The sequence below is a fragment of the Bradyrhizobium sp. 159 genome, from assembly GCF_023073795.1.
Taxonomy (GTDB): Bacteria; Pseudomonadota; Alphaproteobacteria; order Rhizobiales; family Xanthobacteraceae; genus Bradyrhizobium.
Map to the genome: position 1 here is coordinate 29265 of NZ_JADPKE010000031.1, position 16028 is coordinate 45292.

General features: G+C 64.9%; 17 protein-coding genes. 12 read left to right on the forward strand and 5 right to left on the reverse strand.

Annotated elements, in window-relative coordinates; translation table 11 throughout:
* The first annotated feature begins 71 nt into the window (after positions 1–71).
* Genes IVA96_RS06370 through IVA96_RS06390 form a run of 5 tightly spaced genes read left to right on the forward strand, consistent with a single transcriptional unit; the run spans position 72 to position 6801 of the window.
* Positions 72–2156, forward strand: a complete 2085-nt coding sequence (locus tag IVA96_RS06370) for a hydantoinase/oxoprolinase family protein (protein WP_247280222.1) — start codon at positions 72–74, stop codon at positions 2154–2156.
* A gap of 2 nt (positions 2157–2158) precedes the next feature.
* Positions 2159–3817: a hydantoinase B/oxoprolinase family protein gene (locus IVA96_RS06375; RefSeq protein ID WP_247280221.1), complete on the forward strand. Its 1659-nt coding sequence runs from the start codon at positions 2159–2161 to the stop codon at positions 3815–3817.
* Positions 3818–3856: 39 nt separating this feature from the next.
* Positions 3857–4858 (forward strand): TRAP transporter substrate-binding protein, encoded by a 1002-nt coding sequence (locus IVA96_RS06380; RefSeq protein WP_247280220.1) that lies wholly within the window; start codon positions 3857–3859, stop codon positions 4856–4858.
* Positions 4851–5462: a TRAP transporter small permease gene (locus IVA96_RS06385; RefSeq protein ID WP_247280219.1), complete on the forward strand. Its 612-nt coding sequence runs from the start codon at positions 4851–4853 to the stop codon at positions 5460–5462. Before IVA96_RS06380 ends, IVA96_RS06385 begins: the two co-directional genes overlap by 8 nt.
* A 34-nt stretch (positions 5463–5496) precedes the next feature.
* Positions 5497–6801: a TRAP transporter large permease subunit gene (locus IVA96_RS06390; RefSeq protein ID WP_247280218.1), complete on the forward strand. Its 1305-nt coding sequence runs from the start codon at positions 5497–5499 to the stop codon at positions 6799–6801.
* Between the two features lie 49 nt (positions 6802–6850).
* Here IVA96_RS06390 and IVA96_RS06395 read toward each other — a convergent pair whose 3' ends face one another.
* Positions 6851–7495 carry a glutathione binding-like protein gene (locus tag IVA96_RS06395; protein ID WP_247416212.1) on the reverse strand — a complete coding sequence of 215 codons (645 nt, stop codon included), beginning with the start codon at positions 7493–7495 and terminating at the stop codon, positions 6851–6853.
* Between the two features lie 106 nt (positions 7496–7601).
* Here IVA96_RS06395 and IVA96_RS06400 point away from each other — a divergent pair, with 106 nt between their 5' ends.
* Positions 7602–8252, forward strand: coding sequence for a TetR/AcrR family transcriptional regulator (locus tag IVA96_RS06400; RefSeq protein WP_247280216.1), 651 nt, complete (start codon positions 7602–7604; stop codon positions 8250–8252).
* Positions 8253–8324: 72 nt separating this feature from the next.
* On the opposite strand, the gene IVA96_RS06405 is transcribed toward IVA96_RS06400, so the two are convergent.
* Entirely contained in the window at positions 8325–9290 is a 966-nt protein-coding gene (locus IVA96_RS06405; protein WP_247280215.1) for a glyoxylate/hydroxypyruvate reductase A, read from the reverse strand.
* A gap of 140 nt (positions 9291–9430) precedes the next feature.
* On the opposite strand from IVA96_RS06405, the gene IVA96_RS06410 reads away from it, so the two are divergent.
* The 4 genes from IVA96_RS06410 to IVA96_RS06425 all read left to right on the forward strand — a co-directional run bounded on the left by IVA96_RS06410 (position 9431) and on the right by IVA96_RS06425 (position 12249).
* On the forward strand, positions 9431–9793 hold the full coding sequence (locus IVA96_RS06410; protein ID WP_247280214.1) for a YciI family protein: 363 nt from the start codon (positions 9431–9433) through the stop codon (positions 9791–9793).
* Position 9794: 1 nt separating this feature from the next.
* Positions 9795–11081 carry an RNA polymerase sigma factor gene (locus tag IVA96_RS06415; protein ID WP_247416214.1) on the forward strand — a complete coding sequence of 429 codons (1287 nt, stop codon included), beginning with the start codon at positions 9795–9797 and terminating at the stop codon, positions 11079–11081.
* A 184-nt stretch (positions 11082–11265) separates the two neighbouring features.
* Positions 11266–11805 (forward strand): SRPBCC family protein, encoded by a 540-nt coding sequence (locus IVA96_RS06420; protein WP_247280212.1) that lies wholly within the window; start codon positions 11266–11268, stop codon positions 11803–11805.
* Between the two features lie 30 nt (positions 11806–11835).
* Entirely contained in the window at positions 11836–12249 is a 414-nt protein-coding gene (locus tag IVA96_RS06425; RefSeq protein WP_247280211.1) for a VOC family protein, read from the forward strand.
* Between the two features lie 133 nt (positions 12250–12382).
* Here IVA96_RS06425 and IVA96_RS06430 read toward each other — a convergent pair whose 3' ends face one another.
* From IVA96_RS06430 to IVA96_RS06440, 3 genes are all read right to left on the reverse strand, one after another.
* On the reverse strand, positions 12383–12745 hold the full coding sequence (locus IVA96_RS06430; protein WP_247280210.1) for a hypothetical protein: 363 nt from the start codon (positions 12743–12745) through the stop codon (positions 12383–12385).
* 502 nt (positions 12746–13247) lie between these two features.
* Positions 13248–13682 carry a hypothetical protein gene (locus IVA96_RS06435; protein ID WP_247280209.1) on the reverse strand — a complete coding sequence of 145 codons (435 nt, stop codon included), beginning with the start codon at positions 13680–13682 and terminating at the stop codon, positions 13248–13250.
* A 158-nt stretch (positions 13683–13840) separates the two neighbouring features.
* A complete protein-coding gene (locus tag IVA96_RS06440) occupies positions 13841–14629 on the reverse strand; it encodes an SDR family oxidoreductase (RefSeq protein WP_247280208.1) in 789 nt (262 codons plus the stop codon).
* 417 nt (positions 14630–15046) lie between these two features.
* Between IVA96_RS06440 and IVA96_RS06445 the strand changes: the two genes are divergently transcribed.
* Positions 15047–15466, forward strand: a complete 420-nt coding sequence (locus IVA96_RS06445; protein WP_247280207.1) for a YciI family protein — start codon at positions 15047–15049, stop codon at positions 15464–15466.
* A 136-nt stretch (positions 15467–15602) separates the two neighbouring features.
* Positions 15603–16007: a YciI family protein gene (locus tag IVA96_RS06450; RefSeq protein ID WP_247280206.1), complete on the forward strand. Its 405-nt coding sequence runs from the start codon at positions 15603–15605 to the stop codon at positions 16005–16007.
* Positions 16008–16028: the final 21 nt, after the last annotated feature.

The following is a 16028-nucleotide window of genomic DNA, read 5'->3' on the forward strand; positions in this document are numbered from 1 at the left end:
CTCGTCGTCCATGGCATGGAAATTGCTGCGCTTTCGACCTCAGTCTTGACGATCAGCGCGGAGAATTTGGAATGCTTGAGGGAGCCGAGGTGCGGCTTGCCGTCGATATCGGTGGCACATTCACCGATATCGTGCTGGACGTGGGCGAGGCGCGCAAGACGCGCAAGGTGCTGACGACGCCGCAGCGGCCCGAGCAGGCGGTGCTGGACGGCATGCGCCTCATCCTCGCTGACGCGCGCGCGCATATCAGCGACATCGACGTCTTCATTCACGGCACCACGCTCGCGACCAATGCCATCATCGAGCGGCGCGGCGCGAAAACCGCGCTGATTGCGACGGAGGGCTTTCGCGACGTGCTCGATATCGGCACCGAGAGCCGCTACGACCAATATGACCTCAGCATCGACAAGCCGAAGCCGCTGGCGCCGCGCAGTCTGCGCTTCACCGTCCCCGAGCGTATCGACGCGCACGGTGCCGTTCGGCTCCCGCTGGACGAGACTGCTGTGCGCGCACTCGCGCCGAAATTGCGCGAGCGAGGCGTCGAGAGCGTCGCGATCGCCTTCCTGCACTCCTACGCCAATCCCGAGCACGAACGCCGCGCTGCCGCGATCCTGGGCGAGGAGATGCCCGGCATCTCCGTGACCGTGTCGTCGGCCGTGTGTCCGGAAATTCGCGAGTATGAGCGCACCTCCACCGCGGTTGCGAACGCCTATGTGCAACCCCTTATCGACGGCTATCTGGCCCGCATGGCGGACGCCTTGCAGGTCGAGCAGTTCCGCGGCGCCATCTATCTCGTCACCTCCGGCGGGGGCGTCACCTCGATCGAGACGGCGCGGCGCTTTCCAGTGCGTCTCGTCGAGTCCGGTCCGGCTGGCGGAGCGATTTTCGCGGCGCAGATTGCGGCGCGTCTTGGCGAGACCAAGGTGCTGTCCTTCGACATGGGCGGCACCACCGCAAAGATCTGCCTCATCGAGAAGTATCAGCCTGAGACCTCGCGCGTGTTTGAGGTCGATCGCGCAGCGCGCTTCCTCAAAGGCTCCGGCCTGCCGGTGCGCATCCCCGTGATCGAGATGGTCGAGATCGGCGCCGGCGGCGGCTCGATTGCCCATGTCGACGCGATGAAGCGCGTCACCGTGGGTCCGGAAAGTGCGTCATCGGAGCCGGGGCCGGCCTGCTACGGCCGCGGTGGCCAGCGTCCGGCCGTGACCGATGCGGACGTTGCGCTCGGCTTGATCGATCCCGACGCCTTTGCGGCGGGTACTATCAAGCTCGACCCGGAGCTTTCCAAACAGGCGCTGCTGCGCGATGTCGGCGAGCCGCTCGGCCTGTCTGCGGAAACCGCCGCTTATGCCGTGCATGAGGTCGTCTGCGAGAACATGGCGAGCGCGGCGCGCGTGCATGCGGTCGAGCGCGGCGCCGTGGTCGGCCAGCACACGCTGATCGCGTTCGGTGGCGCTGCACCGTTGCATGCGGCGCGCGTCGCCGAGAAGATCGGCGTCTCCCGGGTGATCGTGCCCTCGAATGCCGGGGTCGGATCGGCCGTCGGATTCCTCGCGGCGCCCATCGCTTACGAGCTGGTGCGCAGTCGTCATGTCCGACTCGATGATTTCGACACCGAGGCGGTCTCCGATCTCTTGCAGGAGACGGCGACCGAAGCGCGTGCGCTGGTCGAACCCGGCGCCGCCGGTGCGCCCGTGCGGGAGCGGCGCGCCGCTTTCATGCGCTATGTCGGCCAGGGCCACGAGATCTCGGTCGAGCTGCCGAACCGGCGGCTGACGACCGCAGATCTCGCCGGCCTGCGCCAGAAATTCGAGGCGGATTATGCTGCGATGTTCGAGCGGCCGATCCCGGGGGCGGCGATCGAGGTGTTGAGCTGGTCGGTGCTCGCGACCACCGAGGCGCGCAATCCAGCCGCGGTCGCGGCCGTCGCGCTCAAGCCCGCCGGAAAGGCAGCCGGCAGCCGCAAGTTCTTCGATGGCCGCGCAGGCGAGGTGATCGAGATCCCGCTCTATCGCCGCGAAGACATGGCGCCCGGCGCGACCATTGCAGGCCCTGCCGTGATCGCGGAGGACGAGACCTCCACCTTCGTCTCGACCAGTTTTGACGCCCATATCGATGGTGCCGGGAGCATCGTCATGGAACGAAAGGCGGCCTGATCATGAACAAGGCAAGCGGCGCGAGCCTGATCGACCTCCAGATCATGTGGCACCGGCTGATCGCCGTGGTCGAGGAGCAGGCGCAGGTCCTGCTCCGTACCGCCTTCAGTCCAATCGTGCGCGAATGCGGCGACCTCTCTGCCGGCGTGTTTGACCTCAAGGGCCGCATGCTGGCGCAGGCGGTGACCGGCACGCCCGGCCACGTCAATTCGATGGCAGAATCTGTCAAGCACTTCATCGCCCACTTCCCGCTTCAGACGATGAAGGAAGGCGACGCCTACATCACCAACGATCCGTGGATGGGCACCGGCCATCTCAACGACTTCGTCGTCACCACGCCGTGCTTCAAGGATGGCAAGGTCGTCGCACTCTTCTCTTGCACCAGCCATCTCATGGACATCGGTGGCATCGGTTTCGGTCCCGATGCCACCGACGTGTTCATGGAGGGGCTCTACATCCCCATGCTGAAGCTGATCGATCAGGGCGTCGTCAACGAGACGCTGATGGCGATGATCCGCACCAACACGCGGCTGCCTATAGACACCGAGGGCGACACCTATTCGCTCGCGGGCTGCAACGACGTTGGCTGCGAGCGCCTGGTCGAGATGATGACGGAGTTCGGCATCGATACGCTCGACGAGCTCGGCGACTACATCTGCGAACGCTCGCGCGAGGCCGTGCTGGCCGAGGTCGCGAAACTTCCGAAAGGAAGCTGGCGCAACACCATGGTTGTCGACGGCTATGACGCGCCGGTCACGCTTGCCGCGACCTTGACGATTTCGGACAAAGGCATTCACGTCGATTTCGACGGCACCTCGGCCGCCTCCAAGTTCGGCATCAACGTGCCCTTGTCCTATACCACGGCCTACACGGTGTTCGGCCTCGGCTGCGTCGTTGCCTCGCAGATCCCGAACAACGCCGGCTCGCTCTCGCCGCTGACGGTGTCGGCGCCGGCGGGTGCGATCCTCAATGCGCCGAAGCCGGCGCCGGTGGCCTCGCGCCACATCATCGGCCAGATGTTGCCCGACGTCGTGTTCGGCTGCCTGCGCCAGATCATCCCCGAGCGCGTGCCGGCCGAAGGCACCTCGTGCCTGTGGAATCTCAACGTCCGCGGACAGACGCGAAGCGGCGCCGGCGGCAATTACGGGTTCTCGATGGCGGTGACCTCCAATGGCGGCACCGGTGCGCGCTTCGACAAGGACGGGCTGTCGGCCACCGCCTATCCCAGCGGTGTGCGCGGCACGCCGGTCGAGATCGCAGAGACGCAGACGCCTTTGATCTTCTGGCGCAAGGAGCTGCGTCCGGATTCCGGCGGAGCAGGGCGCACCCGCGGCGGGCTCGGTCAGATCATCGAGGTCGGCAGCGGCGTCGATGCCCCGTTCGACATTCTCGCCGCGTTCGACCGTATCGATCATCCGCCGCGCGGTCGTGATGGCGGCAAGGACGGCGAGGCCGGCTATGTCGGCCTGAAGTCTGGAAAGAAGCTGCGGGGCAAGGGCTTTCAGCAGGTGCCGCCCGAGGATCGACTGGTGGTGCTGACACCGGGCGGTGCCGGGATCGGCGCGCCCATCGAACGCGATCGAGCGGCCGTCAAGGACGATGTCGAGAGCGGCCTCGTGTCTGCCGACAACGCGGTTGCAGTTTACGGGTACACGCGGTGACGCGTCAGGCGTCGCGCGCGTAGCGAACGGAGGGGTGCAATGATCACGCGACGAAGCTTCACCGCGGGCGCAGCCACGCTGCTTGCGGCCGGCCACATCTCCACTCGCGCCCGGGCGGCGGGCGTGAGCTGGGACATGTCGACGGTCTGGCCTGACGGCAATTTCCACACCCAGAACGCTTTTGCCTTCGCCGAGGAGGTGAAGAAGCAGAGCGGCGGCACGGTCAACATCACGGTGAAGGCCGGCGGCCAGCTCGGCTTCAAGGGCCCCGAGCATCTGCGCGCCGTGCGCGATGGCCTGGTGCCACTCGCCGACGTCCTCAACATCCAGCAGGTCGGCGACGAGCCCTTCATGGGCGTCGAGAGCATCCCCTTCCTGTGCGGCTCGATGGACGAGCTGAAGGTGCTGCACAAATACGTGCGGCCCGAATACGAGAAGGTCGTCGCCCGCAACAACCAGAAGATCCTCTACATCGTGCCGTGGCCGACGCAATATCTGCATCTCAAGGTCAAGGTCGCCAACGTCGAGGGCCTGAAGAACATCAAGATCCGCGTCCCCGACAAGAACGCCGTCGACATGCTGAACGCGATCGGCATGGCCGCGGTCATGATTCCCTGGGGCGAGACCATCCCTGCGCTCGCTTCCGGCGCGGTGGCCGGCGTCTCGACGTCGTCGGTGTCGGGTGTCGACGGAAAATTCTGGGAGTTCCTGAAATACGTCTACCCAACCAACCACGTCTGGTCGTCGCAGATGCTCACCGTCAATCTCGATTCCTGGAAGGCGCTCAGCGCCGATCAGCAGCAGCTCATCGCCGGCATCGCCGGCAAGATGGAGCCGGGCTTCTGGGCCAACTCGCTCAAGGCCGATGTAGACAGCCTCAATCGTCTGAAGGAGGGCGGCATGGAGGTGGTGCCGGTCTCGGACGCGATGATGACCGACATTCGGGCCAAGACCGCGCCGCAGCTCGACGCGTTCCTCAAACGCGTGCCGGCAGCCGACAAGCCGGTGCGGGCTTATCTCGCCGAAATGAAGCGTGGCTGATGGTGAAGGCGTCGTGAGCGTCTCGCCCGAAGCTCCGCAGAGCCTCAATGCAGCGGCGCCGGCGCCGCTGCGCATCCTGCTCGACGGCATCGACCGCCTCGGCCGGCTCGACGGCTGGATCGGCGGCGGCTGTCTGTTGATGCTGGCACTGCTGATGCTGTGCGAGGTCGCAACGCGCTTCCTCTCGAACTTCTTTTCATTCTTCCCGCCGTCGATCTCGATCGCCTGGGAATACTCGTCCTATCTGATGGCGGCGTCCTTCACTTTTGGCGCCGCGATGACGCTGCGTGTCGGCGGTCATATCCGAGTCGTCCTGCTGCTCAAGAACGCGCCGGCCTCGGTGCAGCGCGTACTCGAGGTCCTGTCGGCGGCTGCCGGCTTCGCTTTCATGGCGTTCCTGACCTCAGCCATGGCGAAGTTTGCCTTCGGCGCCTATGTGCGCGGCCAGGTCTCGACCTCGAGCGATACGCCGCTATGGTTTCCACAAGCCGTCGTTACGTTCGGCATGCTGCTCTTGACGCTTCAGTTCCTGGCGCGCGCGATCCAGGCCGTGCTCGGCCTGCCGCTGGAGGATCACCGCATGAAGGCCTCGCCCGTCGAATGATCGCCCACGCGCCAGCCTCCGGACAGCGGATCCCATGACCATCGAAGTCGTTGCCCTTTTCGTGATCCTGTTCGCGTTGCTGGCCTGCGGCGTTTGGATCGGCCTGACGTTGGCGCTCACCGCGACGCTGCTGCTCGCGATGTTCCGCTCGATCCCGCTCGACAAGCTGCTGCCGCAATATGCCTGGAACATCCTGACCACGCAGGAGCTGCTGGCGCTGCCGCTGTTCATCCTGATGGGCGAGCTGTTGTTTCGTACCCGCTTGTCGCGTTCGCTGTTTCAGGGACTCGCGCCGTGGGCTGGGCTTTTGCCCGGTCGCCTGCTGCATGTGAACGTGATCGGCTGTACCATCTTCGCCGCGATCTCAGGCTCGTCGGCCGCGACTACGCAGGTGATCGGCCGCATGTCGCTCAACGAGCTGCTGCGCCGCGGCTATTCGCGCGACATCGCGATCGGCTCGCTCGCCGGCGCCGGCACGCTCGGCTTCCTGATCCCGCCGTCCAACATCATGATCATCTACGGCGTGCTCGGCGACGTCTCGATTTTGAAACTGTTCACCGCCGGCGTGCTGCCCGGCTTCTTGCTCGCCGCCGCCTTCATGGCCTGGGTGATGCTGCACACGAGCCTCAACCGCAGCATGGTGCCGGAGACGGAAGCAAAGCTTTCGCAGTTGCCCTGGAGCGAGCGCTTTGCGGCGCTGAAGGATCTTGCGCCGGCCCTGTTCCTCATCGTCTGTGTGCTCGGCTCCATGTATGGCGGTCTCGCGACCCCGTCGGAAGCTGCGGCTGTCGGCGTCCTCGGCGCCGCGCTTGTCGCATGGGCGCAAGGAGCGATGTCGCAGCAGGTGATGCGGGACGTGCTGATCGGCTCGGTGGTCACCTGCTCGATGATCGCGCTGATCGTGCTCGGCGCCTCGATCCTCGGCAACGCGGCTGCCTTCCTCGGAATCCCACAGGCGATTGCCGCCTTCGTGAAGGGCTTGGGCCTGTCGCCCTTCATGCTGATCGTGGTGCTGGTCGTCTTCTATCTCGTCCTCGGCTGCTTCCTCGACGGCTTCTCGATGATCGTGATGACGCTGCCGATCGTGCTGCCGATCGTGAAGGCGGCGGGCTTCGACGAGATCTGGTTCGGCGTCTTCCTGGTGCTGGCCGTCGAGATGGCGCAGATCACCCCGCCGGTCGGCTTCAACCTGTTCGTGATCCAGGGCCTGACCGAAGATGGTCTCGGCTACATCGCCCGCGTGACGATGCCCTATCTGATGATCATGATCGGCTTCGTGCTGCTGCTGACGCTGTGGCCCGGCATTGTCACGCTGCTGCCGCGGGTGCTCTACGGATAGATTCGCGCCGTCCCGGCAGCTGTCGGGACGGCATTTCGATGCCTCAGGCTTACGCCGCGGCCTTCTTCCGCGCGAGCTCGGCCTTGTACAGCTCGAACTCCTCCGCGATCGCGCGTGCGATCGAGGGCCGCTGGCGCAGGCCCTCGTAATAGGCCTTCAGGTTCGGCCATTTCGCGAGCTCGATCGGCGGCGTCGCCATGGTCCAGTTGATGACCGTGACGAGATAGGCGTCGGCGACACTGAAATGGTGGAGCAGGAATTCACGTCCCTTGAGATGATTGTCGAGATAGTCGAGCCGCGACAGGTTCTTCTCCAGCGCATAGGCCTTGGCCTCCTGCGGCGCCTTGCGGTCGAGCAACGGGACGAACAGGGCTTTGTGCAGCTCGGTGCCGACAAAGCAGAGCCATTGATGCAGCCGCGTGCGCTCGATACCGGCGGCGGCGCCGAGGCCGGATTGCGGAAAACGATCGGCGACATATTGCAGGATCGCGGCGTTCTCGGTCAGCACCACGCCCTCGTCCGTGCGCAGAGTCGGCACGAGGCCAATCGGGTTCACGGTGCGGAAGTCGGAGCCGTCGCTCAGCACTGTCTTGGTCGGCGGATCGACTTCGAGATAGTTCGCTTCAGCGCCAGCTTCGTACAGCGCGACGCGGGTCGCCATCGAGCAGGCGAGCGGCGAGAAATAGAGATCCATCTGTAGCCTCCTGGGGCAATTCGTTCTGGGGTGTCGCTCAACCTGGCCAGATTGATTTTTATACTGTCTTGCATAATATAAGGCCGGTCAAGGATTATCTTGCGAAATGGTACAAAAATCGAAGCCGCCAGTTTCTGCCAGTGGACCCAGGCGCCGCGGCCGGCCGCGTGCCTATGAGCCCGGCGTCGCGCTTGGCAGGGCGCTCGACCTGTTCCGCAAGCAGGGCTTTGCCGCAACCTCGCTGGACGATCTCAGCGAAGCCACCGGCATGAACCGGCCGAGCCTCTATGGGGCGTTCGGCGACAAGCGCGAGCTCTACATCAAGAGCTACCAGCGCTACCGGGAGGAAGCGCGCGCGTCGATGGCGGAGATCTTTCGTCAGGAAATGCCGGTGCGTCAGCGCCTCGAGCGCATCTTCGCCTCCGCGCTAAACATCTATCTTTCGGGCGACACTGGTCCGCGAGGCTGCTTCACGGTGGTGACTGCGGCATCCGAGGCAGTGAGTGATCCCGAGATCCGCGCCATGGTGCTCGACGGTCTCACTGAACTCGACAAGGCCTTTGCCAGTTGCTTCCGCCGCGCCAAGGAGAAGGGCGAACTGCCTGATAGCGCCGAGCCGGCGGTGCTGGCGCAGGTCGCATCCGCGACCGTGCACACGATCGCCATCCGCTCCCGCGCCCACGTTCCGCGCAAGGAGCTGGAGGCGATCGTAAGCGGCGCGATCGACGTGATGGTGGGGACTGGGGCCAAAAACTGAGCCGTCCGGTGCAGGCCGGGACGACATCGAGGGTGAGGCGCGGTCGTGCGTCTTGCCAAACCGGACGGAGCGCTAATACCCTCTCGCCCGATGCACCACGTTCTCCAGCACGCCGCCCGCTTCGAACCGCGCGATCTGCTCGGCGACGTAGGCCGAGATCGCATCCGCGTCAGTGTCGGCCGCATTGTGCGGCGTCAGCAGCACCTTGGGATGGGCCCAGAACCGGCTATCCGCTGGCTGCGGCTCCTGGACGAAAACGTCGAGCGAGGCGGCGCCCAGCGTGCCGTCATCGAGGCAGGCCAGGATGTCGGCTTCGTTCTGCAAGCCGCCGCGGCCGGCGTTGATCAGCACCGGCGCGCCGAGCGGGCTGCTGCGGTTGAGCTTTGTGAAGACGTCGCCGTTGAGGATGCCGTGCGTGTCAGGCGTCAGCGGCAGCAGGCAGACCAGGATGTCGGTCGCGCGCAGGAACGCGTCGATTCCGGCTGCGCCGTGGAAGCATTCCACGCCCTCGATCGCGCGCGGGCTGCGGCTCCAGCCGGTGACGCGGAAGCCGAGCCGGCGCACCACGTCGGCCGCATCACTGCCCAGCGTGCCGAGCCCCATGATGCCCACTGTGACCGCGCTTGCAGGCCATTGATAAATCGGCTCCCAGCGCTTCTCGCGCTGGCACTGGCGCAAATAGAGTTCCTGGCGATGGTGCATCAGCACATGTAGCACGACATATTCAGTCATGCGGTTGGTCAGGTCGGGCACTGCGACGCGCACCAGCGGCACATCGGGCAGGCTCCTGTCGGCCATCAGCGCGTCCACGCCGGCGCCCAGATTGAAGATCGCACGCAGATTGGGGAAGGCACCGAGATCGCCCGGCACCGGTTTCCACACGGCGGCATAGTGCACCTCGGCCGGATCGAGCCCCGCATCAGGCAGCAGCACCACGGGACGGCCGCCGCAGACCGTCTCGAACCGGGTCTTCCAGCGCTCCGGCAGCCAGTTCTGCTGCGTGCTGTTGATCAGGACGGCCAGTGTGCCCAGGGTCATTCGAAGTGCCTCGTCGAGTTCCGCTTGAGAAGGCCCTCCTTGGCACGATCTGCCGGATTTTTCTTGCAAATTTTTTCCGCAGCCCTGTCGGGGCGAGGCATATTGGCGCGTCTTTAGAACAGACGAGGGAAGTGTCGCCTATGCTTTATGCCATTCTTTGCTACCACGATGAGGACTTCGTCGGCTCCTGGAGCAAGGACCAGGACGAGGCCGTGATGAAGAAGCTCGCCGTGGTGCAGGAGAAGCTCACCAAGCAGGGCCGGCTCGGGCCGGTGGCGCGGCTGTTGCCGACCACCGCGGCGGCGACGCTGCGCAAGGAAGACCCGCCGCTGGTGCTCGACGGCCCCTATGCGGAAACCAAGGAGCAACTCCTCGGCTTCTACATCGTCGACTGCAAGAACCTCGACGACGCGCTCGATGTCGCCCGCGACCTCGGCGCTGCCAATCCCGGCGGCGCCTATGAGGTGCGCCCCGTCGGCGTGTTCAGGCCCGGAGGGATCTGACGTGAGCGAGGCCGACACCGGCTGGATCGAGACTGCGCTGACCTCGGCGCGCCCTCAGGCGGTCGGCGCCCTGCTGCGCTATTTCCGCGATCTCGACACCGCCGAAGAGGCCTTTCAGAACGCCTGCTTGCGCGCGCTGAAAACCTGGCCGCAGAATGGGCCGCCGCGCGATCCCGCAGCCTGGCTGATCATGGTCGGCCGCAACGTCGCGATCGACGAGGTCCGCCGCGCCCGCAAGCAGCAACCGCTGCCAGAGGACGACCAAGCGATCTCCGATCTCGACGACGCCGAGGGCGCGCTCGCGGAGCGGCTCGACGGCTCGCACTACCGCGACGATATTTTGCGCCTGATGTTCATCTGCTGCCATCCGCAGTTGCCGGCGACGCAGCAGATCGCGCTGGCGCTGCGCATCGTCTCCGGTCTCACCGTGAAGCAGATCGCGCGCGCCTTCCTGGTTTCGGAAGCCGCAATGGAGCAGCGCATCACCCGCGCCAAGGCAAAGGTCGCCGACGCCGGCGTACCCTTCGAAGCGCCCGGCGCGGTCGAGCGTTCCGAGCGGCTCGCCGGCGTCGCGGCAATGATCTACCTGATCTTCAACGAGGGCTATTCGGCGAGCGGCGAAACCGCGGAGCTCCGCAAGCCGCTGTGTGAAGAGGCGATCCGGCTGGCGCGGCTGCTGCTGCGGCTGTTCCAGAGCGAGCCGGAGATCATGGGCCTGACGGCGCTGATCCTGTTGCAACATGCGCGCAGCGCCGCCCGCTTTGCCCCGGACGGGTCGCTGATCCTGCTGGAGGACCAGGACCGTTCGCTGTGGAACGGCACCATGATCGCGGAGGGCCTTGCCCTGATCGACAAGGCGATGCGCCACCGCCACAGCGGGCCCTATCAGATCCAGGCCGCGATCGCCGCGCTGCATGCGCGGGCACCGACGCCAGAGGAGACCGACTGGACGCAGATCGACCTGCTCTACGGCGCGCTCGAAGTGCTGCAGCCCTCGCCGGTGGTGACGCTCAACCGGTCCGTCGCGGTCTCCAAGGTGCGCGGACCGCAGGCCGCGCTGGACCTGATCGAGCCGCTGGCGCCGAAGCTTGCCAACTACTTCCATTTCTACGGCGTGCGCGGTGCCTTCCTGATGCAGCTCGGCCGCAACGACGAGGCCCGCATCGCCTTCGACCGCGCCATCGCACTCGCCAACACCTCCGCGGAAGCCGCCCACATCCGCATGCATCTCGATCGCCTGATCCGGGACAGCCAGCCGAAGCCGAAGGAAAGCGCCAAGGCGAAATAGGGCGCAAACCGTCGCGGTCGTCATGCCCGGCTTGTCCCGGGCATCCCTGTCTTGCCATCGGCGTCGAAGAACGTGGATGGCCCGGCCATGACGTGGGGCGGGCAGCGTGCCAAAAATTTCGTTTCGATCTTGTCGGCCGGGGCCTCGCTCGTTCGTCCTATACCTGTACCCCGGGAGCCATTCCATGCTGAAAGCCATTGCCGTCATCGCAATCGTCCTCGCGGCCGGAATTGCGGCCGTGCTCGTCTTTGCCCTGACGAAACCCGACACATTCCGTGTCGAGCGCACTCTCACCGTGAAAGCGCCGGCCGACGCGATCTATCCGCAGGTGGCCGATTTCCACCGCTGGACCGCCTGGTCGCCCTACGAGAGCCGCGATCCCGCCATGAGGCGGACCTTCGGCGGAGCCGCGGAAGGCAAGGGCGCGACCTATGCCTGGGACGGGAACAACAATGTCGGCGCCGGCCACATGGAGATCCTCGAGGCGAACGCGCCTTTGAGGCTCCGCATCAAGCTTGATTTCGAGCGCCCGTTCGAAGGCCACAACAGCGCCGAGTTCACCTTTGTGCCGCAAGGTGATGCCACACTGATCACATGGGCGATGTATGGTCCGGCCCCGTTCCTGTCCAAGCTGATGCAGGTGTTCATCAACATGGACAGCATGATCGGCAAGGATTTCGAGGTCGGCCTCGTCAGCCTGAAGAAGCTCACGGAGAAACAATAAGTCTCACTGGAAGCGAAGAGGAGAGAAACGATGCTCAATCCCTATCTGTTCTATCAGGACACCTGCGAAGCTGCGTTCAACTATTACGTCAAGGTTCTCGGCGGCAAGATCGATGCGATGATGCGCGCCTCGGACGCGCCGCCGGAGGTGCCCGCCTCGCCCGGGCGCGAGAAGATGATCATGCATGCGCGGATGTCGCTGCCCGACGGCAGCATATTAATGGCCTCCGACGCGCCGCCCGAGCATTTTCAAAAGCCACAGGGCTTCTCGATCTCGCTCACGGTCAAGGACCCCGGGGATGGCGAGCGCAAGTTCAACGCGCTCGCCGACGGCGGCAGCGTCACCATGCCATACAGCAAGACGTTCTGGGCCAAGGGTTTTGGCATGTGCGTCGACAAGTTCGGCATTCCCTGGATGGTGAACTGCCCGGCGGAAGGAATGTGACAGGCGCGATCGCCCACATGATCGATTGAATGTGATCCCCTCTCTCCAAAGCCGCGGGAGAGGGGACACATACACATAATGGATCGTACGGAGCGCGGAGCCGCTCCGTCACGCGCGGATCGGCCGTTCCCTCTCATCGGATTGATCCGGTCACGTCCGCGCCCGCCGGCGACGCTTGCACGCAGCGAGGGCAGATCACGAGCTTCGTGCCGAGCTGCCTGTCATTCTCCGCTTCGATCTCGTCATGGACCGCCCACCACGCCTCGGAGTATGGCCGCAGGGTGCCGAGCACGCGTTCCCGCTCCCGATTGGGATCATTTGCCGCGGGGACGGGATTCGTTGCGTGCCGTTTCGCGATGTGAGGGCGGTTCGGGCGTCTGTTGGGGTCTTGGCCGAGGCCATCCCACGCGATCGGGCGACGCTCCTGCGCCGGTGCGACTGCGCATCCAAGCAGCGTTGTGCAGGAAGTGAGCAAGATGAAGCCATGTCGTATCATGCCGGACCCGAAGTTCGGTGCGCGATGCGCAAGATCCGCGCGGGAAAACTTGCATCGCGTCGGTCAAATGGAACTTAAGGCAAACCAGTTGGCCGGCATGGCCGAGGAATGAATTGACGATTCGCATCACTTTGCGCGAGCAGTGAGGCCGCTTCGTGAAACGATGCGGACTGCATCGCACAACAATTGACGCAATATTGGGCTGTGATCTGCACGCCAGAATCGCTATTTGTGAGTCATAAAATCTACAAACTGGGATGGACGTCACTTGGAAGGGGAGCGACCGATGGCGGCGGCGCTACAGATCAATTTTGCTCTTTGGGGGATGCTCATTTGCGTCAGCATGAAGCTGGTGCCGGTGATTCAGACTCTCTTTTGAAGCCGGCCAGCGCGTGATGGCGAACGACCCCGGTGCGCACATAGCGTGCGAGCACAGGGAACCGGCCGTATGGCCTCGGACCAGCCGAGCCAAGGGCCGTTAGAGCGGCGGCTGCCAAATTCGTCAGCGGCAGCGCGGATAGATCGCGGCGAGATCACGCCCCTTGAGCAAGAGCAACCGCGAAGTGAGGCCGCCACGGCGGCTGATCCAGTCGCGCACCGGGCCGGGATAGGCGGCAAGCACCGCGACCGATGCCTCCGGCTCGGCATAGATGTGCCCCCGCCGGTCGACCGAACGCGCGGCATGGAAGCCGAGCACCGCGCGCTTGGTGACACAGATGCGCTCGCCTGGCACGATGCTCAGCACCAGGGTGCAGGCGGACAGGCAAGGACCGTCGATCACCACGCGCTCGCCGCTCTCGCGCACCTGCTCGAACAGGTCGAGGAACGGCCCGACCTGTCCGCCCGGCGATTGGATGATGCGGATCTCCGCGGCCGCGGGCGCAGAGGCGAGCAGAGCTGTCGCGAGCAGCCAGGTTTTGAAAGTGACGCGTCGCATGGCACTCTCCGAACTCTCGACATCATAGGGTGGCAAAGCCACCGGGTCGCGCGAATGCGCGCCCGATGACAGGCTCCGCGTGCCAGCATTGGCACCGCTAGTCCGGAACGAGGGTGGGCACGGCGCGTACGCCTTTGCCCACCTTACATATCCTGTGCCTACCCGTTGCGCCGCTGGCCGCGCAGTGTCGGCAGGCCGATACCCGCCGCATCGAAGCCGCCATCAACGGCTAAAATTTGGCCGGTGATGTAGCTCGCATTTGCCGAGCACAGGAAGTAGATCGCGTCCGCGAGCTCCTGTTCCAGGCCGTAACGATTGAGCGGAATGGCGTCGTGATAGTCGGCGCGGATCTCCTTGGTGTGCACCTGCTTCGCCATTGCGGTGTCGACAGGCCCCGGAGCGACCGCGTTGACGCGGATATTGAAGGAGGCGAGCTCGACCGCGAGCTGCTTGGTGAGGTGCGCCAGCCCCGCCTTGCTGGTGCCGTAGGCCGAGCGCAGCGTTGAGGCGCGCACCGCCGAGATCGAGGTGATGTTGACGATGGCGCCGCCAATGCCGTCGCGCATCAAGGGCACCGCCGCCTTCGTGCAGAGGAACGGGCCGGTGAGGTTGACTTCGAGCACGCGGCGCCAGTCAGCCTCCGACGTCTCCATCAGCGGCGCGAACACCGCGATGCCGGCATTGTTGACGAGCGCATCCAGCCGGCCGAATTGCCGTTCGAGCGCGGCCATTGCAGTGCCGACCGCAGCTTTGTCTGAGACATCGCAGGTCAGCGCCAGCGTCGCCTCGCTCTGGCCGATCTCGGCGACCGCGCGGCCGAGCAGTTCGCTCTCGACGTCGAGCAGCGCCACGCGCCAGCCCTCGGCGAGGAACTTCTTCGCGGTCGCAAGCCCGATGCCGCGCGCGGCTCCGGTGACGAGGGCGACTTTTTGTGGGGCTTGCGGCATTGGCCGATCTGTCTTTCTGTCGGAAACGTAAGCCGCACGGCGGCCCATGCCTTTTACTTTGCTTTCGTTCCGACAAGAAGGGCAACCGACAGTCAATCCCCGTCACCTCGCGGTTGCCGGGGGGGGGGACGGGGGATCACTTGGTGCCGCCGATGCCGCGCCTGGCCTCGGTTCACCGGCATCAGGTCTTGTCAAGTTTCCCCGCGTGGCGGATCGAGGCTTCGCAAGGTCGAGTTCTTCACGTCGGAAACTGGGGCTCGGCCGCATCGACAGCCGTTTTCGCCGAAGCCGCGGCGACTGGCTTCCAGAGCGACCAAATTATCTCCAGCTCGGTGTCGGCTCGAGGAGATCGCATTCGTCTTACTTGGGAGCAGGGGCCGGACCGGCCCCCTTCCATGCATATCACGGAGCACGTCGATGCGTTTCATGGTGATCGTCAAGGCAAACCAGGATACCGAGGCCGGCAAGATGCCGAGCACGGAGATGCTGGCGGCCATGGGCAGGTTCAACGAGGAGATGGCCAAGGCCGGCGTGATCGAGGCCGGCGAGGGCCTGCATCCGACGGTGAAGGGCGCCCGGGTCAGATATTCAGCGCGGTCGGAGGCGAGCGTCACCCGCGGTCCGTTCGATCTCTCCCCCGATCTGATCGCCGGCTTCTGGCTGATCAAGACTGCATCGCTCGACGAGGCTATCGCCTGGATGAAGCGTGCGCCGTTCGACTCCGGCTCCGAGATCGAGATCCGCCAAGTGTTTTCGGCCGACGATTTTGGCGAAGCCTTCACCCCCGAACTGCGCGAGCAGGAAGAGCGCACGCGCGCCCATGCGGCGAAAAAATAGCTCTCCGCCGCCGTCATTCCGGGGCGCGGATAGCGCGGTCCGGAATCCGTTGCGCGGCAGCAATGGTGGATGAATGGATTCCGGGCTCGTGACTTCGTCGCGCCGCGGAAATGATAGCGAATAACGAGGAACTCTCATGCGATTTATGATGCTCATGATCCCGCTCGGTTACGAGAGCGCTCCGCCGGACGTGCAGCTCGATCCAGAACGCGTTGCTGCGATGATGCGCTACAACGAGGCGCTGAAGGATGCCGGCGTGCTGATCACGCTCGACGGCCTGCATCCGCCCTCGATGGGCGCACGGGTCTCGTTTGCGACCGGCGTGCCTGTCGTGACCGACGGGCCTTTCACTGAGGCCAAGGAGGTCCTGGGTGGTTACTGGATGATCGAGGTCGCCTCGCGCGAGGAAGCGATCGCATGGGCCAAGAAGTGTCCGGCCTCGCCGAACGAAATCATCGAGATCCGGCAGGTGCAGGAGATGAGCGACTTTCCCCCCGACGTGCAGCACGCCGCCGCCGGATTCGACGACCTGAAGAAGTAGCCACAGCGGGTCGCGATGAAT